Below are 22777 nucleotides of genomic sequence, written 5' to 3'. Positions count from 1 at the left end.
ACGGGCAAAGGGTTCTAGCGGACCTGCAGGGCCGGTTCGTAGGGCATATCCTCCTCACGGGTGAGGGCGGCGAAGAGGCTCCCCTTGCTGACGGTCTGCGAGGACTGCGGCGTGGGCACGAGGTGCAGGCGCAGCCAGCTCTTGCGTACGCCCTGCGGCACATGGCGCCAGCCCACGCGCGCTCCGGCGGTAAGAGCCGTGCCGGCAATGGTCAGGCTGGCGTCGGGGACGTCCGTCCAGGAACCGTCGTTGCTGTCGGCCTCCTGCAGGGTGATGGCCAGCGTGTCCAGCTCGGCGGGATCAAAGGCTTCGGGAACGCAGATGCGGAAGGGGATGGGCTCCATGCGGCCGGGCAGGCGCAGGGCCGTGAGCGGTACGGCGCGGCTGTCGGTCTCGGCGGTGAGGGGGCCTTCATGGAAGACGGACGTGCTGTCGATAATGGCCATGATGCTGTCCTTTGTGGTTGGAAGGTGGCGGGGAATGGCCCGTCGGCGGCGTGGCGGCCGAAGGGCTGAGTTTCGGAAAGAAATGCCCATTGGCGGGAACAGCCTAGACGGGCTGTTCGGTGGAAAGGATGGCGTCGCACTGGCGCACGGGGCGGCCGTGCAGGACGGGGACGGCCTGGGCGGCGAAGAATTCGCCGTACTGGAGCTGTACCTGTCCGGCGTCGGAGTTCTGGAGCTCCAGCGCGGTCAGCGCGTCGGCATTGCCGTACCAGATGGCTTTCTGGCGCAGGTGCTGGGGCATCTTGTTCTTGGCCTCGATGGTCAGCTTCTGCAGGTCGATGAAGCCTTGTTCGCCCTTGCGCTTGCCGAGCGCGGCCACCGGCAGGTTGGCGATGCGCACCACGGCCCGCCAGTCGCGGACGGCCAGGCCGCAGCGCCAGTTATACTTGTCGCCCGTGACCTGATATTTTCGGCCGTTGTCGTCCTGCGCCATGTAGGTGTGGAGGTCTTCGTGCGAGAGGCCGCCGGTGCTGTCCTTGGGATAGATGCCGTGCGCGGCCTGCGCGCCCCAGGAGACCAGCCAGAGGGAGGTGCAGCCGTTTTCGTCCGTGCCGCCCGCATCCAGCACATTTTCGGCGTCCTTTGCCGGATAGCGCATGGCGAGCCCGTTGAAGGCGTCGGGATTGAGGTTGCTGTCTCCGTAGAAGAGGGTGGAGGCCACCTTCTGGCGCATGGCCTCGGCAAAGGCGATGCCCTCGCTCATGCGGAAGGCCTTGTCGCGGCTGCCGTAGAGGCGCAGCTCTTCCACGTCCAGCTCCATGATGGCTTCGAGGATGCCGCAGCTCTCCTTGACCTGCGACCACTGGGACTTGGCGGGCGGCGTGCCCTGATAGAGCCTGCGCCAGTAGATCTCCGGCAGGCCGGTACGGATGCGGGTCAGGTGGCCGTCGGACTGATTGGCTTCCATCCACGGCACGTCATCCATGATGTCGTTGGTGCGGTTCATAAGTTCGATGATCTGGCCGGCCTTCTCGCCGCGGTAGAACTGCTCCATTTCCGCCAGCGTGACGACGAAACCAAGAGACGAATTGGCCATAGGGAAACCTCCTGAAAGGAAAAGGGTGCGAAAAGTGAGGGGGCCGGAGGGCGGGCAGGGGAGTTGACGGGCAGGGCCGTTCCCTGCCGCGGAGCTTACGGACGCGAGCTCCAGCCCGCGTACATGCGTTCTTCCAGCGGTTGCAGGGGCAGGTCGGGCCGGGATTGCGGCAGGTTGTCTTCCATGAGCCCGTCGGCCATGCGGTTGAAGAAGCGGATGACCGCCGGATGGTTGCCGTAGCCGCTCTCTTCCAGCAGACGGCCGATGCTGCCGTCCGTATCGAAGCGTTCCAGGGCGAGCTGGGCGCGGGCCACTGTCCCGGCCAGCCTGTCGCCGCCCATTTCCGGGTCGGCGGCCACATCCCGCCGCCATTGTTCCACCTGTTCCCGCCACTGCCGGCGGCGGCTGTCGTCCTGCGCTTCCAGCCGCTGGCGGAAAAGGGCTTCCTGCGCCTCCGCCGGAGACTGTCCGGCATCGGCAGGCCGCGCTTCCGGCGCGACGGGGGCGGCATCGTCCACGCCCGGCAGGAAGGGCGGCAGGGGCAGCGCGCCGTCGGGCGCGGCGGCGGCCTCCGGGGTCGGGCTTGCCGGGATCGGGGTTTCCGGGACGGTGAACGGGGCATCAGACATCGTGTTCCTCCGGGGTAAGAAGTTGGGCCACACGGGCGGGGCAGGCCTCCTGCACCAGTCGCAGGAGGCGCAGGCCAAGCACGCGGCGGCCTTCGCGGGCGTACAGGCTGCCCGGGGCATCCTGCGGGCCGGGGTCGCTGGCCTCGAAGCAGTGACAGGAGGTCAGCAGCCAGCGCAGCAGGGAGCGGCCCTGACGGTTTTCCGCCAGCAGGGCGGCGGCCTGCCGCAGGTTTTCTTCCCAGCGCCGCACGGCATCAGGGGGGACGGGCGAGGCGGCATCCTCGTTCAGAGGCGGCAGGGCGGTACGGCTGTTCATGCGCGGCCTCCCGAGGATCGCGCCGCGGATGCGGGCGCGGCCTTTGCCGTCGTTTCCGGTCCAGGTTCCCCCTCTGCCGCCGGCGCATCCGTCGCCGGATCATCCGGGCGGTCAGGTACGGCGGCGGACAGAGCGGACGGCAGCAGGGCCTGGAGGGTCAGGGCGATGCCGTCCAGCAGGTTCCGTTTTTCCCCGCCTAGGGTGATCTCGCTCTGGGAGAGGGTCTTGCCCAGCTCCGCGGCCTGTTCGAGCTGTTTGAGCAGGCTTTGCTGTTGCTGGGCTTCCGCGCGGGCCTGCCGGAGCTGCTCGCGCTCCTGCCGGGAGCGGGTGATGCTCACGGGCAGGCCCAGATTCCGGGCATAGGTATCCAGCATGTTGTCCACATCCAGACTGTCCAGCGCTTCCGGCCAGGCGGCCGCGGCCCGCAGGGTCAGGCTGAGATACTGATCCGTCGCGCCGCTGCCCACGAGCTTCTGGGCCTGGGCCAGCAGGGAGACGAATTCCACCTTGAGCCGCCGTCCGACGAGTTCCGGCGGGCAGGGCGGCAGCATGTCCAGCCGCTGCATGAGGCTGAAGGTCCGGTCGATGAGCGGGATGAACAGCTCGTCGTGCAGGCGTTCCAGCACCGGGCCGATGAGCACCATCTTTTCCTCCTCGCGGGCGGCGATCTCGCTGGCCGTGACCTTGGAGCGCCCTTCGAGGATGAGGCGGAACAGATCGTTGTAGAGCCCGGAGCGGATCTGTTCCTGTACGGCCTGCATGGCCTGCCGGGACTGGGCCAGCTCCGGCTTGAGCTGGAGCAGGGGCGTGGCGGCCTGCGGATTCTGGCCGGGCGGGCTGTCCACATAGTTGATGCCGCCGGGCGTGAGATCGAGCCCCACGGAGCGCAGGCCCGCGGCCACGCTCATGGGCGGGTCCACCGCCTTGTGGATGGCCTTGAGGGTGGTGATGCCCATTTGCTGCAACATCCGGCAGTCGGGCAGGGCGTCCATGGCCGGGGAGCGGCCGTAGACCTCGTTGCCCGCCACGTCCCAGCGCGGCCCGAAACCGGGGAAGTCGCAGAAGCCCGACACGCGCAGCGGGGTGGCGTTGCCCTCCCTGCCTTCCAGCCAGTACACCGAGGCCACGGGCATGGCCGCCGCGGTGAGCAGACCGGGGCGCCGTCCCCGTCGCCGGGGGAAGACGGCATGGATGACCGTCTGTCGCTGATCCGGCGTGCGTCGCGCCGCCTGCCGCAGGCTGTCCGGCAGGACATGCGGGCCGAAGGCCTCCTCGATCTGGCGCAGGCTCATGGAAGAGCGGCGGAACACGGTGTCCACCCGGCGGGCGGCATCGGTATCCAGCGCATACTCCCCGGCGCAGAGCGGCAGGAAGCGGAAGCCGTGGCGCGGGTCGGCCAGCTCGAAGATGAAGGCCGTGCCGAACGTGCCCAGCTCGGCATAGAGCGTGTGCACGGCGTTGTAGAAGTTGGACCGCTGGAACACCACGCGCATGCGTCGATCCACTTCATCCAGATAGAGCTGGCCGGCGCGGCTGTCGGCAAGGTCGGCATCATCGAGGGAGAGGCGGAACCACTGCCGGGCCGGGCTGGTCATGCCGCCGTGCAGGCCCGCCGCCAGCGTGCGCATGGCCAGGATGCCGGTGGCGTCCACCAGCCGCTTGTTGAGCAGGGGGCGGTTCTCGTCTTCCGGGCCGAGGCGGCAGCGCGTGGGCAGGAAGTGTTCCGCCAGGCTCCGCCAGGCGCCGTCCCAGGGCGAGCGGCGATCCAGCAGGGCGCGCCAGCGCCGGGCCAGGGCGGGCACATCGGCGCGTGCCGCGAGCTCCTCTCGGTCAGGCGGCGCGCCGGCCGGGGCGTGCAGGCGATTTTCCGGGAAAGGGGCCATGCGACCGTACTCCTACTGTCCCAGCAGGGTCTTGCCGCTCGCCCCTTCGGAGCGCAGCGGGTTGGTGTAGATGGCGCCGCGGATGCCGGCGGCCTTGCTGGCCTTGTCCTTCTGGCTCTGGCGGGCGGCCGTGGCGGCTTCGGTGACGGGTTTCTGCACTTCCTGCTTGGGCGCAGGGGTGACGGCGGGAACGCTGGGCGTGCTGGCGCCTCCTCCAAATCCCATAAGAACCTCCTCGGGCGTGTGATGATGAAGGGAAGAGCCGGCCGCATCAGGCGGCCGGATGATCGTCCTGTCCGGCGGCGGCCAGACTGTCCGGCGTGCAGCAGACCAGCACGCCGTCCACATGGCGGCGGCGACGGGCCAGCCAGCAGGCGCGCGGCAGGCGGGCCAGCTCGCGGAAGCCGCAGGCCGTGGCCAGCCGCCAGGCGTGGGCATTGCTGACCGGGCAAAGGCCCATGATGGCGGAGACGTCCGTGTGGGCGAACATCCACTGGAAAGCGCCCCGGGCGATGGGCACGGCCCGGGAAAAGTGCTGCCGGAAGACCGTGAAGTCGAATTCCGCCACCTGTCCACGCCAGCCGCTGAACAGGCCTACGGCCAGGATGCCGTCGGTATCCGGCAGGGAGGGCGCGGCGCTGTCCGCCGGCCGGAGGACAGGGGCGGCGGGAGCGGCGGCAGGGGCGGGGAGCGCCGCGGACGGCGTGGCGGTCGCCTGTTCGCAGACCAGGAGCAGGCCGTGGCGGGGCCGGGTGATGTGTCGCCAGCGGCGCAGGCTGGGCCGCTGACAGGCGTACATGGCGCAGGGGGTGAGCCCTTCCTCCCGCATGCGGAAGAACAGGGCGTCGCGTTCCGCCTGTTGCAGGACGGGGCGATAACGGCAGGGCATATCCATATTAGTCTCCGAAGATGTCGTAGTGGGTACGGGCCCGGCGGGGCCCGGCGGAAAGATCGGTTTCCGTCCTCCAGCCCACGGCCGCGTAGCGCAGGGCATCGGCGGCGTGGCTCGTCCAGTCGTGCAGGGGGCCGGGACCGGCCTGCTCCTGCCGGGCGTTCCAGCGGCGGCGGTAGGCGCGCAGGGCCCGCAGTCCCGTGGCGCAACGGGTGCTGTCGAAGCGGCAGCGCCCCAGCAGGCGGCGCACGGCGTCGATGCCGTCGGCCACGGGCAGGGCCGGGGCCGTGACGAAGCGGATGCCCAGGGCGGCGGCGGACTCCAGACGGCTCTTGCCCGTGCCCAGCTCGCGCACGCGGATGTCGTGGGGAGCGATGTGCAGGCCGTAGCGGAAGCCGCGCCCGCGGAGGGCGGCGTCCTGTCCGTCCGCCGTCGCGTCCGTTTGTCCGGCAGGCCGGGACTTGCTCTCCAGCACATGGGCATAATGGGCCAGCCCCTCGCCGCTGGCCTCGTAATAATCCAGCACCCGCCAGACGCCCCCCGGCTCCACCTGAAAGAACCAGATGGCCGTGGCGTCATCCATGCCGAGGTCCCAGGCCGTGTGCACGGGCAGTTCCGGCGCATGGGGCACGTCGCCAAGGCGACCCTCGCGCTCGGCCTGTTCCAGCAGGGGCGCATAATAGGCTCCGCGCACGGCCGCCGCGAAGGAGCATTCGAATTCCTGCCGGTATTCGGCCTCGTCCATGCTGCGGCGGGCGGCCGCCAGTTCGGCGGCGGGCAGATAGCCCGTCCGCGAGGCCGGGAAGCGGAAGCGGCTCCAGCCGCCGGCCGCGCCTTCCCGTCCGGCCTGCTCCCAGACATCGTGCAGCAGGTTGTCCGTCCCGTGCGGGGTCCCGCAGAAGAGCGCGCGTCCCTGCCGGTCGGCCAGCATGGGCCGGATGACCTGCGACCAGACGCTGCGGGGCATGTCCGCCGGTTCGTCCAGCACGATGTCGTCAAGGTAGAGGCCGCGCAGGGCGTGCGGATTGTCCAGCCCGTATAAACGGATGCGTGCGCCGGTGGGCAGATCGCAGCGCAGTTCGCTTTCATGGAAGCGCGTGCCCGGCACGGCTCCGGCGAAACGGCGGAGGTAATCCCAGGCCACGGCCTTGGCCTGCCCCAGGAAGGGCGCGGCATAGGCCGCGCGCCAGTCGCTCTTGCCGGAACGCAGGGCCGCCCGCAGCAGATCGTTGACGGCGGCCACGGTCTTGCCGAATTGGCGATGGCAGAGCAGCACGCAGAAGCGGGTACGCCGGCTGTGGAACTGCCATTGCAACGGGCGCGGACAGTAGGGGATGACGTGGGACATGCGCTTTTCCGGGCTGAGGTTAAGAGGTCGGGGCAATGGCGGCGATCAGGTCTTGAGCGACGCGGCTGGGCCGGCGGTGGGCGCGGGGGCGGTATCCGGGGGCGGCTGCTCCAGCCAGCGCACCTCCAGCGGGGGCGGAGGGGCCGCGTCGTCCGTGTTCTCGTGCAGGGAGCGCAAGAGGGCGTGCAGTTCGCGGATCTCCTTCACCACGTCGATGCCCTTTTCCGCCACGTCGGCGCTGTCCAGCCCGCTGGTCAGGGTGAGCAGGCGGCGTTCCAGGCTGCGGACCACGGCATCCGGCCGTTTGCGTCCGGCCGCGGGGGCGGCGCTGTTTCGTCTGACGGCGGCCATCAGATGCTCTCCCCGGCATGGCGGGCCGGGAGCGGCCGCAATCGCTCCTCCTGCCGTTCCAGACTGCGCTCCAGCCGGCTCAGCAGCTGATCCAGCCCGGTGATGCGGGCATTGAGGGCCATGATGTCTCCGCGCAGGCCGGCCAGTTCGCTGTGGAGCTGGTTCAGGCGCTTTTCGCCGGGGACCTGCCGCACCTGTTGTTCCAGGGTGAGCAGGCGGCGGCTGACGGCGTTCTCGTAACGGCTCTGGCGCTGGAGCTGTTCCTGGAATTCCTTCTGCCGCACGAAGGCCCGGCGCAGGCTCCAGAAGATCCAGACGACGGCGGCCTGAACGGCGAGGATGAACAGCGAGGCCGCCGAGGAATGCAGTATGCTTTCCATGAAAAGATCCTCACGGGTCAGAAGCCCAGACCGAGCATGCCGAGCAGCAGGCTCATAATCTGGTCAAGGGTGGACGGAGGAAGCTGCGCGCCCCATTGCGGGGCCAGCAGCGGCACGAGCACGAGCCGGCCCGCCACTTCCCAGACGAAAAGCAGGCTCAGCACCCAGCCGAGGAAGGAGCGCCAGAGACGCAGGCGGCTGGGGGGCGCGCCTTCCACCTCGCGCTCGTTGAGACGGCTCTGGGCCTCGGCGCGTTTGGCGTCGTCGCCCAGCAGGCCGCGCAGGCCCTTACCCAGTCCGGCGGCCAGTCCGGCCAGTACGCTCCACATGGCTAGACCTCCCGCTCCAGTTCGGCCAGATACTCGCCGAGCGCTTTCACCCGGTTGCGCCAGCCGTTCAGAAAGGCCTGCATGGACGGCCGGCGGGCCGCCAGCTGCCGGTAAAAGGCGTCGCGCTGGCGCAGGCTCTGGCGGGCCGTATAGAAATCGGCGTCGATGCGGGCGATGGCCTGGGCCATTTCGCGGGTCCTGGGCCCCAGGATGCCGTCCTCGTCCAGCGGCTCAAAGATGTCGAGGCGGTTTTCGCCCACCAGATTGAGCGCGGCTTGCAGCTGGCGTACGGCTCTGGCCGGGCCCATGTTCACGGCTCCGTCGTACAGGGTGACGGCCAGCGGCAGGGGCAGGGCATCACAGGCGAGTTTGTCCCAGAAATGCCGCCGGAAGAGCGCGGCGGCCTGCTCCTTCGTGCAGGCGCGGATATCGTCGGCGTCCACGTCGCCGTCCGTATCCATATCAAGCGCCCGCATCTCGCAGCGGGGACCGCCCTGCCGCGAGCAGTTCTCGCAGTGGCGGCCTTCTCCCAGGCAGCGGCGGCGGGCCTCCTCGGCCAGATCCTTCACCCAGCGGAAGGAAACGCCGTGGTTGGTGATGCCGCCCGGATCATCGGGATGGTCCACAAGGCCGCCCTCCCAGCGGGCGGTAAAGGCATGGGCTCGTTCAAAGGCTGTGGGCATGGCTGCGCTCCTGGTTGACGTTGGCGGGGTGAGCCCCGCGGACAGGTGCACCATGCCCGAAAGGGCGTCCGGCGTAAGACTGAAAGACTTCTGTAGCGTCCGGGCGTGGCGGAGCGCGGTTTTGCGGACGCCGGGAAAACACGGGGGATGAAGAGATGGCGGCCGGGCATGCCGCCGGCGGCAAACTGCCCGCCGGAGCGGGCAGGGGGCAGGGTATACAAGGCCGCAAGCAGAACATGCAAAATAATGCCCGCCGGAGCGGGCAGGGGGCAGGGAGCGGATGTGGCGGAGCCGGCGTGGGGCGCGGGGAAGCCTGCGCCGTCGGGGGCCGGCTTTCCCCGCAGGTTTTGTCAGGCAGGGGATCAGGCGTGCCGTGCGGACGCGCTCAGGCGGGCAGTTCCGCTCCGGCCGGCCTGTCCTCCCCGGCAAACAGATCGGGAAGGGCGGCGGCGGCCTCGGGCAGGGCATCGGCGGTCTTGAGTATCTGCCAGATGCGCCGTTCGCTGAGGCCTTCCTGTCGGGCCAGATGCCGCACGGCGGCGCAGCCGGAGGTCCCGCAGGCGGTATGGCGGCTGAACTGCCGCACAAGACGGATGCGCTGCACGGCGGCCAGCAGGTGGCGGCAGCGCGGCACATAGATGACCGTTCCGCCGAAAGTCTCCATCAGGCGGCGCAGACTGTCCGTGCCCAGCGTCCGCCGCAAGGCATGGTCCGCCGGCGGCGGGCGGCGGGGGATGCGCAGGGCCTGGCCGCCGTAATGGCGCAGCAGCCGGGTGAAGGCCGTGCCGTCCTCGTTCAGCACGCGCAGGATGAGCCGGGCATTGGGGCTGAGATGCCGTCGCAGCGCCTGCCAGACGTCCGTTGCGGCGGTATCGGCAAACGGCGGGGGCAGGAGGGCCGCGACGGGCTGCGCGGCGGCGAGGCGCTCGGGCGGACGTACGGCGGCGGTCGCCGCCACAGGGCGTTCCCGGTGGCGGACGCCTGTGCCGTGCGCCAGGGACGGTCTGCCCGTCCCCAGCGGTGGACGGGGGGCCTCCGGGCGCGCTTGGCTCTGCGGCGGGCGGCTGGAAAGAGCGGGACTACTGCACGACATGGCCGGCCTCCCGCACGGCTCGGACCGTCACGGCGGCGGCACGGGCCGGGGACTGCGGCAGCGGACCGCCGGACACGGCCAGGCTGGCCAGCAGGCGCAGATGGCAGGCGGCCAGAGCCAGCAGAGGGCGTTCGCTGGCATTGTCACGGGCCAGCGCATCAAGAACATCGCTGACGGTTTCGAGATGGTAGGGCAGCTGGTGCATGATTCCTCCCGGAAGGACCCGAAAAGCGGGTCGGTTGTAAAGTTTTCCTGTTGCCATGCGGCGTTTTCCCGCCATCGGGGGGGCGTGCTCACGCCAGGGGCGGACGGGCCTTGCGCTATACGGTTTTCTTGGCTAGCATTTTCGAACAACAGGTATCTGTTTATATGTTTTTTTGGAAAAGTTCAAAAGAAAAATTTATAACTTTTCCTTTATAATTGAAATAATTTGTCGTTTTTTCAGGCAAAGGAGGGGATATGACGATGACATGCGGCACGCCGCCGGGACTGGGGACCACGTTTGCCGGAAGGCTGCGGCGCCGGCGGCAGGAACAGGGGCTGCACAAGCAGGAGCTGGCCGCCCGCATCGGGGTGAGCCTGACGACCATTCAGCAGTACGAAAACGGGCAGCTCCCCAAGGGGGAATTCGCCGTGCGGCTGGCCGGCGTGCTGCGCTGTTCGCTGGACTGGCTGCTGGCCGGGCGCGGCGACCCCGACCGCCCGTCGGAGAGGGAGGAGGATCTGGTCATGGTGCCGCTCGTGGAGGCGCGCCTGTCGGCGGGCGGCGGCAGTCTGGAAACAGGGAGCGAGGTGCTGCGGCATTATGCCTTCCGGCATGACTTCCTCCGCCGCAAGGGCAATCCGTCGCGTATGGTGCTGCTGCGGGTCTCGGGCGACAGCATGCAGCCGGACATTTGCCATAATGATGTGGTGCTCATCGACCAGGATCAGCGCGAACCCCGGCCGGGGCGCATCTACGCCGTCAGCGTGGAGGACATGATCTACCTGAAGATCGTCAATGCCGTGCCGGGCAAGCTGATCCTGAGCAGCGTCAATCCGGCCTACGCGCCCATTGAGGCGGACACGCGCGACCAGCTGGGCGATCTTGTGCACATCATCGGGCGGGCCGTCTGGGTGGGCCGGGAGCTGGAATGACGAAGGGCGCCCCCCGTCGGAAGCGCCCCGCAAAAAATGGAAAGCGGATGCCGTCAGCGCCGGCTTGCCGTACCGCCGTCACAGTGCTCGCTGCCGAGGTTGCGGTTCCAGGCGCGGATGGCCGCCCCCTGGGAGACGGACCACTGCTGCGAGGTCTGCCCGCAGGAGCAGACGACGCGCCACACATCGTCCCGGCGTCCCGGAGGGCGCATGGATTCCAGATGGACGTCGACGCCGCCGCAGGCGAGGCAGGGGCGTATGGTATGGGGGTCCAGTTCTTTCATGGGAGGGACTGTATCAGCCGGGCGCGGGAGGGGCAAGCGGGAAATGCCCCGATGAGCCGGAAATTTTTTGTCTTTTTACCAGACAAAATATTTTTTGACGTCCTGACGCCTTGCTGACGCTGGTGGCGCTAGTTTGCCTGCATGAACACAAGGCGATACCGCCACAACACATCATGGAGGCTTATCATGCGTCGTTTTCTTCCCGCTCTTGCGCTCGTTTGTGGTCTTTCTTCTCCCGCCCTTGCCGCGTACGATGGGCCGAGCAGCGGCTATGGCGGCTTCCAGGGCCCGACGTCCTCGGCAGGGGTCACCACCGTCGCCAAGGCGCTCAAGGCCTGGGACGACGCTCCTGTGGTGCTGACCGGCAATATCGTGCAGCGCATGGCCGGCAGCGACGACAAGTACATGTTCCGCGACGCCACCGGTCAGATCGTCGTGGACATCGACCATGAGCTCTTCTGGGGCAAGACCGTGACGCCGGCCAACACCGTACGCATCTCCGGCGATGTGGACAAGGACATGTTCGATCCCACCAAGATCGACGTCAAGCTCCTTGAAGTTTTGAAGTAGAATCCAAATCAAAAAAGAGGTTGTCTGTATGAAGATCTTCTCCCTTCTCCTGCTGACGCTCTCGCTGAGCGTCCCCGCCTTTGCCGCGCAGCCGGACGGCGCAGTCCCTGGCCAGGCCGCGCCGGGCTATCAGGGCCCGTCCGCCTCGTACGGCGGCTTCCAGGGGCCCACCGGCGGGACGGATAACAATACCGTGGCCAAGGCGCTCAAGGCCTGGGACGAGTCGCCCGCGGTGCTGACCGGCAGCATCGTGGAACGGCTGGCCGGCAGCGACGACAAGTACATGTTCCGCGACGCCACCGGCCAGATCATCGTGGACATCGACCATGAGCTTTTCTGGGGCAAGACCGTGACGCCGGCCAATACCGTGCGCATCGCCGGCGAGGTGGACAAGGAGATGTTCGAGGCCACCAAGATTGACGTCAAGTTCCTGGAAGTCATAAAGTAACGCCCTCGGAAACCAGATCAAAAAGGAGTTTGTCATGAAGATTCTGCTTTCTTCCCTGCTGGTGCTGGCGCTGGCCGCTCCCGCCCTTGCCCAACCGGGCTTCCAGGGGCCGGGGGCCGGACAGGGGGGCGGTTTTCAGGGACCGACGGCGGGCATACAGGCCGATACCGTGGCCAAGGCGCTCAAATGCTGGGATGATGCGCCGGTCATCCTCACGGGCAACATCGTGCAGCGCTATGCCGGCAGCGACGACAAGTATCTTTTCAAGGACGCCACCGGCGAGATCATCGTGGAGATCGACTTCGGCGTCTTTGCCGGCCGCACGGTCACCCCGGAGACCCGGGTGCGCCTCTCCGGCAAGATGGACAAGGACGGCATGATGGAGCCGGCCAAGGTGGACGTGAAGGTGCTGGAAATCCTCAAGTAGCCTCCTGACGGCGGCGGGATCCGCCCTGCCGCATCTCCCGTGGCCGTCGGCCGTCCGGCATGCGTCGGCCGACGGCTCCTCCGCGGGGCGGCGAGCCCCGCGGTCCCTGGCCGGCGCGCGCCCCCGGCGGCGTCGGGAGAAGAATACGAAACGCTGAGGCCTGCGGCCCTCCGACACCATGCCGAAGGCCTTTCCGGTTGACGACAGGAGCCCCCCATGCGAATCGCCATCTTGCTGCTCATGCTCTGCCTCGGCGGAGCGACATCCGTCATGGCCGCGGGTTTTGAAGGACCGGGCGCGGGCCCGGCCGCCGGCATGGTGACCCGGGCGGCCGACGTGGCCGACGCCTATGACGACGTGCCGTGCATCCTCGAAGGCCATCTTGTGGAAAAACTGCCCCAGCGCAAGGACCGCTACGTCTTTCGGGACGAGAGCGGCAGCGTGGTGGTGGAGATAGAGGACGAGACCTTTGGTCATCTGACGGTGACGCCACAGACACGCATCCGCATCGTGGGACAGGTGGAATGGAGTTCCAAGCGTCCCAACGAGGTGGAGGTGGAAGGCCTGGCCATCCTGGACGAAGGCCCCCGGCCCTGACCCGGACCGGGAACCGCCCGGATGCCGGCAGCGTCCGGGCGGCTGCGACACCCTTTCTGCCGCGATGCGCGGGAGGCCCGTATGCCTGCACTGCTGCTGGTGGAAGACAATGAAGACATCCTTGCCATGCTCTATGCCTTCTTTGAACCGCTGGGCTATGAGCTGGACTGCGCCCGCAACGGCCGGGCCGGCCTCGAGCAGGCGCTTGCCGGCCGTTTCGACTGCCTCGTGCTGGACGTGATGCTGCCCGGCATGGATGGCATCACCCTGTGCCGCACCCTGCGCGAAAAGCACGACTGCCGCACGCCCATCATCATGCTGACGGCTCGGGATACCGTGCCGGATCGCGTGCTGGGGCTGGATTCCGGCGCGGACGACTACCTGGTCAAACCCTTTGCCCTCAAGGAGCTGGAGGCGCGCATCCGGGCGCTCATCCGGGCGCGCGGACGTGGCGCGCAGGGAACGGCCCGCGGCGGCAGCGGCGAGCTGCGCTACGCGGACGTGGTGCTGGACGTGGCCGGGCATCGCGTCAGCCGGCAGGGTCGCGAACTGCGGGTCAGCCCCACGGGCTTCCGCATCCTCTGCGAACTCATGCGGGTCGCTCCGGCGCTCCTGCCCCGCGAGGAGCTGGAGCAGGCCCTCTGGGGGGATGATCCGCCGGGCGGCAGCGCCCTGCGTACCCATATCCACGAACTCCGGCAGGTGCTGGACAAGCCCTTTGCCGTGCCGCTGCTCCAGACGGTGTCGCATGTGGGCTACCGCCTGACCGACGGCAGGGAGGAGGCGTGACGACGTCCCGTCCGCGACGCTTCGGCATCCGGCGACGGCTGCTGCTCGCCTTCATCCTGCTGACCGTGGGCATGGGCGGCGTGATGATCGTGGTGGGCCTCGTCGCCTATGAGCGGCTGGGGCGGCATCTGCTGGAAGTCAATGCCCGGCCGGTCATGCGCCTGCTCATGGAAGCCGAGGAGCGCGCCTTCTACGCCGAGGATAACGGACGCCGCGTGCTCTACTGGGGAGCGGACCTGGCCGACAGCATGGATCTGGACTTCCTGGTGGGCAAGCAGGTCCCGCCGGCCTGGCAGGCGCTGACCGACGGGCTGCATCTGCTGGAGAACGGGGCGGGCTTCGCGCTGCTGACCACGCGGGACGGGCTGCGCTACTCGCTCAGCGGCAGCACGGGGGCCTTCCGTTCCCTGCAGGCCGATACGCTCCGCCTCTTCCTGCTGTGCGTGGGGGTGAGCCTTGTGGCCGCCAGCCTGCTGGGCATCGTGCTTTCCCGCCGGCTGTCCGGGTCGCTGACGGAGCTCACGCATGCCGTGGAGCAGGGCGAGCAGCCCGGCAGCCTGCCGGCCCTGCCGCAGGAGGCCCGTGATGACGAGGTGGGCGTGCTGGCCCGCGCCATCGCCGCCCGCGAGCGGGACCTCGTGCGCTACATGCAGCGCGAAAGCTTTTTTACCGGCGACGTGAGCCATGAGCTGCGCACGCCGCTTACCGTCCTGCAAGGCGGACTGGAAGTGCTGGAGCTGCGCCTTGCCGGACGGGAGGGCGGCGAGGCGCTGATGCCCGTGCTGCAACGGCTGCAACGGACGGTGCTGGGCATGAGCGACGTGGTGCGCAGCCTGCTCATACTGGCCCGCCGGCCGGAGGACATCGTGCCCGAGACCATCGACGCGGCCGCGCTGGTGCGCGAGCTCTGCGCCGGGGATGCCGGCGTCAGCCTGCACGGACCGGCCTGCGTCCTCACCGTGGGCGATGAAGGGCTCGCGCGCATCATCTTCAAGAATTTGCTGGACAACGCACGAAAATACACCGAAGATGGAAAGGTTCTGGTGAGTGTGGAGGATGGCCTTTTCCGCATCCGCAACAAGGGCCATATCCCGGAACACCTGGACGTCTTTGCAAGAGGCGTCCGCGCGCCGCATCAGCGCGGCGCGCCGACACCCGTGGGGAGCGGGCTGGGGCTGTCGCTGGCGTTGCGCGCCTGCGAACAGATGGGCTGGAGAATCCGACAGGAAAACGTCGCCGACAGGGAAGCCGTCTTTACGGTGCGCTTTCCCAGTGGGCAGCCGGAGCACGCCGTATGAAACTTCCCGCACGGGGCAGACTGATCCGCCTTGTCCTTCTTTGCGCCGTCCTGCTGGCGGTCTACCGTTTCTTTTTTGCGTCCGGGCCGGGCGGCCCCCGCATGGCGGCCGATGCGCCGCCCGTGCGCGTGGCCACGGCGCTGGCCCAGGACATGCCCTATTTCCTCAATGGTCTCGGCACGGTGGAGCCGTCCAGCGACGTGCTGGTCACCAGCCGGGTGGACGGACAGCTCGTCAAGCTGCACTTCACGGAAGGCCGCCGCGTAGCCGCGGGCGACCTGCTGGCCGAGATCGACCCCCGTCCCTTCGAGGCCGAACTGGCGCAGGCCAGGGGCAATCTGCTGCGCGACCAGGCCCAGCTCGCCAATGCGCGCAGCGACCTTGAACGCTACACCAAGCTGGTGAAGAACGACTATGTGTCGGCCCAGCAGTACGAGACCCAGCGCGCGCTGGTGCGGCAGTACGAGGGCGTGGTGGCGGCGGACAAGGCCGCCGTTGAGGCCGCGGCCCTCCAGCTGACCTACAGCCGCATCACCGCGCCCGTGGGCGGCGTCCTCGGCCTGAAAAAGGTGGACGAGGGCAACATGATCAAGAGCTCGGACAGCGAGGGCATCGTGCGCATCACCGAGACGCGGCCCTGCCATGTGCTCTTCACCCTGCCGGAAAACCGCGTGCCGCTGGTGCGCGAAGCCCTGCGCGCCGCGCGCAAGGGGGAGGCGGGGCGTCCCCTGGTGCAGGCCTGGGACCGCGAACAGAAGGGCCTCATCGCCGTGGGCGAGCTCCTCTCCATGGACAATCAGATCGATTCCGCCACCGGCACGGTGAAGCTCAAGGCGCTCTTCCCCAACGACGGCGGCCTGCTGTACGCGCAGCAGTTCGTCAATGCCCGGGTCATGGTCAAGCTGCTCAAGGATGCCGTCACCGTGCCGGCGGCGGCCGTGCAGCTGGGCAGCCGCGGTTCCTACGTCTATGTGGTGGATGCGGACAACGTGGCCCATGTGCGCGACGTGACGCCGGGCGTGACCACCAATCAGCTTGCGGTCATCGACAAGGGGCTGGAAGCCGGCGAAGTGGTGGTGGTGGACGGGCTGGACCGTCTGCGCGACGGCATCACCGTCAACGTGGCCGCCAGCATGGAGACGCCCCGCGCCGAGCCAGTGCAGTAGGGACAGGACCTGCGGCCCGTCCCGCGCCTTTGTGCCGCTCCGCCGCCGGACGTCTTCGCGCCGGCTGGGCGTCCCGCCGCCGGACGGAACGGCGCTGACCCGAACCTCGTGATCAGCCATGAATCTTTCCCGCATATTTATCCTCCGGCCCATTGCGACCTCGCTGCTCATGGCGGCACTGCTGCTGTCGGGCCTGCTGGCGTACAGCTACCTGCCCATTTCGGCCCTGCCGCAGATCGATTATCCCACCATCCAGGTGCAGACGCTCTATCCCGGCGCGTCCCCGGAAGTGACCTCCGCCGTGGTCACCGCGCCGCTGGAGCGGCAGTTCGGCAGCATGTCGGGCCTTGTGCAGATGACCTCCCTCTCCTCGGCGGGCTCGTCGGTCATCACCTTGCAGTTCGATCTTTCCGTGCCGCTGGACGTGGCCGAGCAGGAAGTACAGGCGGCCATCAATTCGGCGGACAACCTGCTGCCGTCGGACCTGCCCAATCCCCCGGTCTACAACAAGGTGAATCCGGCGGACCCGGCCATCATCACCCTGGCCGTCACCAGCGACGCCATGCCCATGACCCGGCTGGAAGACCTGGTGGACACCCGGCTGGCGCAGAAGATCTCCCAGGTCTCCGGCGTGGGGCTGGTGACGCTTTCCGGCGGTGAGCGGCCCGCCGTGCGGGTGCAGGTCAATCCCAAGGCCCTGGCCGCGGCGGGGCTGACCCTGGCCGACATCCGCTCGGCCATCAATACGGCCAACGTCAACGGCGCCAAGGGCAGTTTCGACGGGCCGGAGCGCGCCAGCACCATCGACGCCAACGACCAGCTGGCCTCGGCCGCGGAATACGCGCAGACCATCATAGGCTACAAGGACGGCGCGCCTCTGCGCCTCAAGGATGTGGCCGACGTGGTGGAAGGCGCGGAGAATGCCCGGCTCTCGGCCTACGCCGCGGGCGACGGCGAGGCCTTCCGGCAGGCCATCGTCCTTTCGGTGCAGCGGCAGCCGGGAGCCAACGTGATCAAGGTCGCGGACAGCGTCATCGCGCTGTTGCCGGAACTCCAGAAGACCCTGCCCGGCAACGTGGAGGTGCGCGTGGTCACCGACCGCACCACCACCATCCGTGCCACGGTGCATGACGTGCAGCTGGAGCTTCTGCTCTCCATCGCGCTGGTCATCTGGGTCATCTGGCTGTTTTTGCGCAATGCCTCGGCCACCATCATCCCGGCGCTGGCCGTGCCGCTCTCGCTGGTGGGATCGCTGGGGGTCATGTACCTTGCGGGCTACTCCCTCAACAACCTGACCCTCATGGCGCTGGTCATCGCCACGGGCTTCGTGGTGGACGACGCCATCGTGGTCATCGAGAATATTTCCCGCTATCTGGAAATGGGCATGAAGCCCGTGCCGGCGGCCCTGCGCGGCGCGGGGCAGATCGGCTTCACCATCATCTCCCTGACGCTCTCGCTGGTGGCGGTGCTCATCCCGCTGCTCTTCATGGGCGATGTGGCCGGACGGCTGTTCCGGGAATTCGCGGTCACGCTGGCCGTGACCATCCTCATCTCCGCGGGCATCTCCCTGAGCCTCACGCCCATGCTCTGCGCCACCATGCTGCACCCCCAGGCCATGCGGCATGAGAAGCAGCAGGCGGAGAGCGGCTTTTTTGCCCGACTGCTGCGCTGGTACGCCGGCAAGCTGGACTGGGTGCTGGCCCATCAGGGGCTGGTCCTGCTGGTGGCGCTGGGCACGCTGGCGCTGACGGTCTTCCTCTCCATCGTCGTACCCAAGGGCTTTTTCCCCACGCAGGACACGGGCGTCATCCAGGGCATAGCCGAAGCGCCGCAGGACTCCTCCTTCGCGGCCATGACCCGCCGCCAGAAGGAGCTCTCCGACCTCATCCTGGCCGATCCGGCCGTGGACAGCGTGGTCTTTCTCGTGGGGGTGGACGGGGTCAATCCCAGTCTGGGCACGTCCCGGCTGACGGTGAACCTCAAGCCGCTGGCCGACCGTGACGCCCGCGCGCCGGAGATCGCCCGCCGCATCATGGCCCGGGCCGACGCCCGGCCGGGCCTGAAGCTCTACATGCAGCCCGTGCAGGACCTGACCATCGAGGACCGCGTATCCCGCACCCAGTATCAGTTCACGGTGGAAGCGCTGGACCGGGAGCAGCTCCAGGAATGGACGCCGAAGATCGTGGACGCTCTGGCCGAGCGCCCGGAGCTCGACCATGTGACCAGCGATCTGCAGGGCTACGGGCGCGTGCTCTGGCTGGACATCGACCGGGACAGCGCGGGCCGCTACGGCCTCACCATGAGCGATATCGACAACGCCCTGTACGATGCGCTGGGCCAGCGGCTCATCTCCACCATCTTCACCCAGACCAATCAGTACAAGGTGGTGCTGGAGACGGCGCCCCGTTTCCGCAACGGGCCGGGCGCGCTGGAGAACATCTATGTGAAGAGTTCGGACGGGCAGCCCGTGCCGCTGAATACGCTGGTACGCATGGAGGAACGCGCCGTGCGGCTCTCCATCGCCCGGCAGGGCCAGTTCCCGGTGGCCACCATCTCCTTCAACGTGGCCGAGGGCTCGTCCCTCAGCGCGGCGGTGGACGCCGTGCTGGACGCCGAACGGGAACTGCATCTGCCCGCTTCCCTGCGCTGCCAGTTCCAGGGGGCGGCGCTGGCCTTCCAGTCTTCCACCACCAATCAGGTCTGGCTGGTGCTGGCGGCCATCATCACCATGTACATCGTGCTGGGCGTGCTCTACGAGAGCTATATCCACCCGGTCACCATCCTGTCCACCCTGCCGTCGGCCGGGGTGGGCGCGCTGCTGGCGCTCATGCTGGGCGGCATGGAGCTCGGCGTGGTGGGCATCATCGGCATCATCCTGCTCATCGGCATCGTCAAGAAAAACGCCATTATGATGATTGACTTCGCCCTCGACGCCGAACGCAGCGAGGGCAAGAGCCCTGAGGAGGCCATCCGTCAGGCCTGCCTGCTGCGGCTGCGGCCTATTCTTATGACCACGCTGGCGGCCCTGCTGGGCGCGCTGCCGCTTATGATCGGCTGGGGCATGGGCGCGGAACTGCGGCGGCCCCTGGGGGTGACCATGGTGGGCGGTCTCATCTTCAGCCAGGTGCTGACCCTCTTCACCACGCCGGTGATCTATCTCTGGTTCGACCGGCTGGCCATCAGGTTCCGGCGTCACCGCTCCAGCATGCTCGCCGAGGGACGAGGCGCGGAGGAGCGGCCATGAAACAGCCGGAGCTCGACAGCGAAGGCACGGCCCGGCGGCATCGCTTCGGCCCGGAGTTCCTGCCGGTCAACCTGTCCGCTCCCTTCATCCGGCGGCCCGTGGCCACGACGCTGCTGACCCTGGCCATCGCGCTGGCGGGGATCGTCGCCTTTCGCCTGCTGCCCGTGGCCCCGCTGCCGGAAGTGGATCTGCCCGTGGTGGTGGTGCGGGCCTCCATGCCCGGCGCCAGCCCGGAGACCATGGCCGCCACCGTGGCCACGCCGCTGGAGCGCGCCCTGGGGCGCATCGCCGGGGTGACGGAGATGACCTCCAGCAGCAGCCTCGGTTCCACCAGCGTCATCCTGCAATTCGATCTGGACCGCGACGTCAACGGCGCGGCCCGCGACGTACAGGCGGCCATCAATGCGGCACGTTCCACCCTGCCGACCATGCCGTCCAATCCCACCTACCGCAAGGTGAATCCGTCGGGCGCGCCCATTATGATCCTGTCCGTGACCTCGGAGGTGCTGACCAGCTCCCAGCTCTACGATGCGGCCTCAACGGTGCTGGCCCAGAAGATCGCCCAGATCCCCGGCGTGGGCGAGGTGACCCTGGGCGGCGGCGCGCTGCCCGCCGTGCGTGTGCGCCTCATCCCCGACGCCCTGAGCCGGGCGGGCGTCAGCAGCGAGGATGTGCGGCGGGCCATCAGCGGGGCCAATGCCTATCTGCCCAAGGGCATGGTGGAGAGCGACAAGAGCTTCTGGCTGGTGGACGCGGCGGACCAGATCTCGGACGTGGCCGATTACCGACGGCTCATCGTGGCCCGCAAGGGGGATGCCGTCATCCGCCTCGGCGACGTGGCCACGGTGGAGATGAGCTCGCAGGACGTGCGCAACATGGCCCTCTCCAACGGCAGACAGGCCATCCTGCTGATGGTGTTCCGCGCCACCGGCGCCAATATCATCGAGACGGTGGACAGGGTGAAGGCCATGCTGCCGCAACTGCGGGCCTGGCTGCCGGAAAGCGCGGATCTCACCGTGCGCATGGACCGCTCCATCACCATCCGCGCCTCGCTGGCCGAGGTGGAAAAAAGCCTGCTGCTCTCCGTGGCGCTGGTGGTGCTGGTGGTCTTCCTCTTCCTGCGCAACGGCCGTGCCACGGCCATCCCGGCGGTGGCCGCCCCGGTATCGCTCATCGGCACGTTCGGGGTCATGTACCTGTGCGGCTATACGCTGGACAACCTTTCCCTCATGGCGCTCACCGTGGCTACGGGCTTTGTGGTGGACGACGCCATCGTGGTGCTGGAGAACATCGTCCGGCGCATGGAGCTGGGGGAGACGCCGCTCCGGGCCGCCCTGCGCGGGGCGCGGGAGGTGGGCTTCACGGTCATCTCCATCTCGCTGTCGCTGGTGGCGGTCTTCATCCCCATCCTCTTCATGGGCGGCATCGTGGGCCGCCTGTTCCGGGAGTTCTCCGTGGTGCTGACCACGGCGGTGCTCGTTTCCATGGTGGTGTCGCTGACCACTACGCCCATGATGTGCGCCCGCTACCTGCGCCCCTACGAGGAGGACCTCTCCCGGCGCAGCGGACGGCTTGAGCGGCGGGGCGGTATCGCCTCCCGCCTGTTTACGCGCCTCGGGCTGTGGTGGGGCGGGCTGCTGGGCGGCATGCAGCGCGGTTACGAACGCAGCCTGGCCGTGGTGCTGCGGCATCCGCGCCTGACCATGCTGTCGCTCCTGCTGGTCATGGCGGGCAACGTCTGGCTGTACATGGTGGTCCCCAAGGGCTTTTTCCCCACGCAGGACACGGGCGTGATCATGGGCGGCATGCGGGCCGATCAGAGCGCCTCCTTCCAGAGTCTCCAGGAAAAGATGCCGCGCCTCATGCGGATCATCCAGGAGGACCCGGCCGTGGAGCAGGTGTCCGGGCATATGTCCGGTTCGCGCGGGGGCGGGGGCGTGTTCATCGCCCTGAAGCCGCTGGAGGAGCGCGGCATCTCCGCCATGCAGGTCATCGGCCGTCTGCGGGGCAAGCTCGCCTCCGAACCGGGCATGCAGATATTCCTTCAGCCCGCGCAGGATCTGCGCATGGGCGGCCGCAGCTCCAACGCGCAGTATCAGTACACCCTGCAGGCCGACGACCTGGACGCCCTGCGCACCTGGGGCCGCAAGTTGCAGGAAGCGTTCGCGACCATCCCCATCCTCAAGGATGTGGACAGCGACATCGAGGAGCGGGGTCTCCAGACCCTGCTCAGCGTGGACCGCGACGCGCTGGCCCGGCTGGGCCTGACGATGGATGATGTGGACAGCGCCCTGAACAATGCCTTCGGCCAGCGGCAGGTCTCCACCATCTACAAGGACAAGAACCAGTACCGCGTGGTGCTGGAGTTCATGCCTGACTGGCTGGAAGGCCAGGAGGCCTTGCAAAAGGTCTATCTGCCCGGTCGGGACGGCCTTGTGCCGCTCCTGAGCGTGGCCGGAGTGGGGCCGGGCTTCGCGCCGCTCTCGGTGGCGCACCAGGGGCAGTTCGCCGCGGTGACGCTCTCCTTCAACCTGGCCGAGGGCGCGTCGCTCTCGCAGGCTCAGGAGGCCATCGACCGCGTGCGGGTGAGCATCGGCATGCCCTCCACCATCGTGGGCAGCTTCCAGGGCACGGCCAAACTCTTCAACGAGACCATACGCAACCAGATCGTGCTGATCCTGGCGGCGCTGGTGGCGCTCTACATCGTGCTGGGCGTGCTCTATGAGAGCCTCATCCACCCCATCACCATCCTCTCCACCCTGCCGTCGGCGGGCGGGGGAGCGCTGCTGGCGCTCATGGCCGTGGGCATGGAATTCAGCGTCATCGCGCTTATCGGCGTGCTGCTGCTCTGCGGCATCGTCAAGAAAAACGCCATTATGATGATCGACTTTGCGCTGGATGCCGCCCGCACCCGCCAGCTGCCGCCGCAGGAAGCCATCTACGAGGCCTGCCGCCTGCGTTTCCGGCCCATTATGATGACGACCATGGCCGCGGCCCTGGGGGCCGTGCCGCTGGCGCTGGGGCAAGGCGACGGGGCGGAGATCCGCCAGCCGCTGGGCATCACCATCGTGGGCGGGCTCATGGTGAGTCAGGTGCTGACGCTCTATACCACGCCCGTGGTCTATCTCTGTCTGGACAGGCTGCGCCTGCGCCTGCGGCGGCGCTGGTGGCGGCTGCGCTACGGCTCCGCCCGAGCGGCCCGGCTGGCCGTCCTGTCCCGGCGGTCCTGAGGGAAGAGCGGAGGAAAATTGTTTGCCTTGTGCGCGGCATTCCATCAAGAATCCTTTCCCGGCATGGCAGATTGTAAATTGAAAGTTAACAGAGGGCTTGCCAAAAAACGAAAGCCCCATGACAGTTGTTTTGCAAACAAA

The 22777-nt window shown here is 68.1% G+C and carries 25 protein-coding genes; 10 read left to right on the top strand and 15 right to left on the bottom strand.

Features of this window, described 5'->3' with window-relative positions; all coding sequences use genetic code 11:
* Window positions 1-14 precede the first annotated feature (14 nt).
* The 14 genes from Q0J54_RS08090 to Q0J54_RS08025 all read right to left on the bottom strand — a co-directional run bounded on the left by Q0J54_RS08090 (window position 15) and on the right by Q0J54_RS08025 (window position 9651).
* Window positions 15-446 (bottom strand): hypothetical protein, encoded by a 432-nt coding sequence (locus Q0J54_RS08090; RefSeq protein WP_296304960.1) that lies wholly within the window; start codon window positions 444-446, stop codon window positions 15-17.
* Between the two features lie 103 nt (window positions 447-549).
* Window positions 550-1542 (bottom strand): major capsid protein, encoded by a 993-nt coding sequence (locus tag Q0J54_RS08085; protein ID WP_296304959.1) that lies wholly within the window; start codon window positions 1540-1542, stop codon window positions 550-552.
* Window positions 1543-1637: 95 nt separating this feature from the next.
* Window positions 1638-2171 (bottom strand): hypothetical protein, encoded by a 534-nt coding sequence (locus tag Q0J54_RS08080; protein WP_296304958.1) that lies wholly within the window; start codon window positions 2169-2171, stop codon window positions 1638-1640.
* Window positions 2164-2487 carry a hypothetical protein gene (locus Q0J54_RS08075; protein ID WP_296304957.1) on the bottom strand — a complete coding sequence of 108 codons (324 nt, stop codon included), beginning with the start codon at window positions 2485-2487 and terminating at the stop codon, window positions 2164-2166. The genes Q0J54_RS08080 and Q0J54_RS08075 overlap by 8 nt, the downstream gene beginning before the upstream one ends.
* Window positions 2484-4370, bottom strand: coding sequence for a portal protein (locus Q0J54_RS08070; RefSeq protein ID WP_296304956.1), 1887 nt, complete (start codon window positions 4368-4370; stop codon window positions 2484-2486). Before Q0J54_RS08070 ends, Q0J54_RS08075 begins: the two co-directional genes overlap by 4 nt.
* A gap of 12 nt (window positions 4371-4382) precedes the next feature.
* Window positions 4383-4595, bottom strand: coding sequence for a hypothetical protein (locus tag Q0J54_RS08065; protein ID WP_296304955.1), 213 nt, complete (start codon window positions 4593-4595; stop codon window positions 4383-4385).
* A 46-nt stretch (window positions 4596-4641) separates the two neighbouring features.
* Window positions 4642-5265, bottom strand: coding sequence for a hypothetical protein (locus tag Q0J54_RS08060; RefSeq protein WP_296304954.1), 624 nt, complete (start codon window positions 5263-5265; stop codon window positions 4642-4644).
* A 1-nt stretch (window position 5266) separates the two neighbouring features.
* The gene (locus tag Q0J54_RS08055; protein WP_296304953.1) at window positions 5267-6610 is read right to left on the bottom strand and encodes a terminase family protein; all 1344 of its coding nucleotides are present in this window, start codon (window positions 6608-6610) and stop codon (window positions 5267-5269) included.
* A 45-nt stretch (window positions 6611-6655) separates the two neighbouring features.
* Entirely contained in the window at window positions 6656-6961 is a 306-nt protein-coding gene (locus tag Q0J54_RS08050; RefSeq protein ID WP_296304952.1) for a hypothetical protein, read from the bottom strand.
* Window positions 6961-7341, bottom strand: coding sequence for a DUF2730 family protein (locus Q0J54_RS08045; protein WP_296304951.1), 381 nt, complete (start codon window positions 7339-7341; stop codon window positions 6961-6963). The genes Q0J54_RS08050 and Q0J54_RS08045 overlap by 1 nt, the downstream gene beginning before the upstream one ends.
* 17 nt (window positions 7342-7358) lie before the next feature.
* Complete coding sequence (locus Q0J54_RS08040) at window positions 7359-7670, bottom strand: hypothetical protein (protein WP_296304950.1); 312 nt, start codon at window positions 7668-7670, stop codon at window positions 7359-7361.
* A 2-nt stretch (window positions 7671-7672) separates the two neighbouring features.
* On the bottom strand, window positions 7673-8353 hold the full coding sequence (locus tag Q0J54_RS08035) for a glycosyl hydrolase 108 family protein (protein ID WP_296304949.1): 681 nt from the start codon (window positions 8351-8353) through the stop codon (window positions 7673-7675).
* 385 nt (window positions 8354-8738) lie between these two features.
* Window positions 8739-9446 (bottom strand): Mor transcription activator family protein, encoded by a 708-nt coding sequence (locus Q0J54_RS08030; protein ID WP_296304948.1) that lies wholly within the window; start codon window positions 9444-9446, stop codon window positions 8739-8741.
* Window positions 9433-9651: a hypothetical protein gene (locus Q0J54_RS08025; protein ID WP_296304947.1), complete on the bottom strand. Its 219-nt coding sequence runs from the start codon at window positions 9649-9651 to the stop codon at window positions 9433-9435. The genes Q0J54_RS08030 and Q0J54_RS08025 overlap by 14 nt, the downstream gene beginning before the upstream one ends.
* Before the next feature lie 254 nt (window positions 9652-9905).
* Between Q0J54_RS08025 and Q0J54_RS08020 the strand changes: the two genes are divergently transcribed.
* Window positions 9906-10583, top strand: a complete 678-nt coding sequence (locus tag Q0J54_RS08020; protein WP_296304946.1) for a helix-turn-helix transcriptional regulator — start codon at window positions 9906-9908, stop codon at window positions 10581-10583.
* Window positions 10584-10636: 53 nt separating this feature from the next.
* Here the strand turns inward: Q0J54_RS08020 and Q0J54_RS08015 are convergent, their stop codons facing one another.
* Window positions 10637-10867: a hypothetical protein gene (locus Q0J54_RS08015; RefSeq protein ID WP_296304945.1), complete on the bottom strand. Its 231-nt coding sequence runs from the start codon at window positions 10865-10867 to the stop codon at window positions 10637-10639.
* Between the two features lie 186 nt (window positions 10868-11053).
* On the opposite strand from Q0J54_RS08015, the gene Q0J54_RS08010 reads away from it, so the two are divergent.
* The 9 genes from Q0J54_RS08010 (at window position 11054) to Q0J54_RS07970 (ending at window position 22636) form a co-directional block, all read left to right on the top strand.
* Window positions 11054-11437, top strand: a complete 384-nt coding sequence (locus Q0J54_RS08010) for a YgiW/YdeI family stress tolerance OB fold protein (RefSeq protein WP_296304944.1) — start codon at window positions 11054-11056, stop codon at window positions 11435-11437.
* A gap of 28 nt (window positions 11438-11465) precedes the next feature.
* Window positions 11466-11885, top strand: a complete 420-nt coding sequence (locus tag Q0J54_RS08005; protein WP_296304943.1) for a NirD/YgiW/YdeI family stress tolerance protein — start codon at window positions 11466-11468, stop codon at window positions 11883-11885.
* 34 nt (window positions 11886-11919) lie between these two features.
* The gene (locus tag Q0J54_RS08000; RefSeq protein WP_296304942.1) at window positions 11920-12312 is read left to right on the top strand and encodes a NirD/YgiW/YdeI family stress tolerance protein; all 393 of its coding nucleotides are present in this window, start codon (window positions 11920-11922) and stop codon (window positions 12310-12312) included.
* Between the two features lie 216 nt (window positions 12313-12528).
* Entirely contained in the window at window positions 12529-12909 is a 381-nt protein-coding gene (locus Q0J54_RS07995; protein WP_296304941.1) for a NirD/YgiW/YdeI family stress tolerance protein, read from the top strand.
* 81 nt (window positions 12910-12990) lie between these two features.
* Window positions 12991-13698 (top strand): response regulator transcription factor, encoded by a 708-nt coding sequence (locus tag Q0J54_RS07990; RefSeq protein ID WP_296304940.1) that lies wholly within the window; start codon window positions 12991-12993, stop codon window positions 13696-13698.
* Window positions 13695-14996 (top strand): HAMP domain-containing sensor histidine kinase, encoded by a 1302-nt coding sequence (locus Q0J54_RS07985; RefSeq protein WP_296304939.1) that lies wholly within the window; start codon window positions 13695-13697, stop codon window positions 14994-14996. The genes Q0J54_RS07990 and Q0J54_RS07985 overlap by 4 nt, the downstream gene beginning before the upstream one ends.
* Window positions 14993-16162: an MdtA/MuxA family multidrug efflux RND transporter periplasmic adaptor subunit gene (locus Q0J54_RS07980; RefSeq protein WP_296304938.1), complete on the top strand. Its 1170-nt coding sequence runs from the start codon at window positions 14993-14995 to the stop codon at window positions 16160-16162. The genes Q0J54_RS07985 and Q0J54_RS07980 overlap by 4 nt, the downstream gene beginning before the upstream one ends.
* A 118-nt stretch (window positions 16163-16280) precedes the next feature.
* The gene (locus tag Q0J54_RS07975) at window positions 16281-19406 is read left to right on the top strand and encodes an MdtB/MuxB family multidrug efflux RND transporter permease subunit (RefSeq protein ID WP_296304937.1); all 3126 of its coding nucleotides are present in this window, start codon (window positions 16281-16283) and stop codon (window positions 19404-19406) included.
* Window positions 19403-22636 (top strand): efflux RND transporter permease subunit, encoded by a 3234-nt coding sequence (locus Q0J54_RS07970; protein ID WP_296304936.1) that lies wholly within the window; start codon window positions 19403-19405, stop codon window positions 22634-22636. Before Q0J54_RS07975 ends, Q0J54_RS07970 begins: the two co-directional genes overlap by 4 nt.
* The last annotated feature ends 141 nt before the right edge of the window (window positions 22637-22777 follow it).

Source organism: uncultured Desulfovibrio sp., from assembly GCF_944324935.1.
Taxonomy (GTDB): Bacteria; Desulfobacterota; Desulfovibrionia; order Desulfovibrionales; family Desulfovibrionaceae; genus Desulfovibrio.
This window is presented reverse-complemented; position numbering and strand designations above follow the sequence as displayed.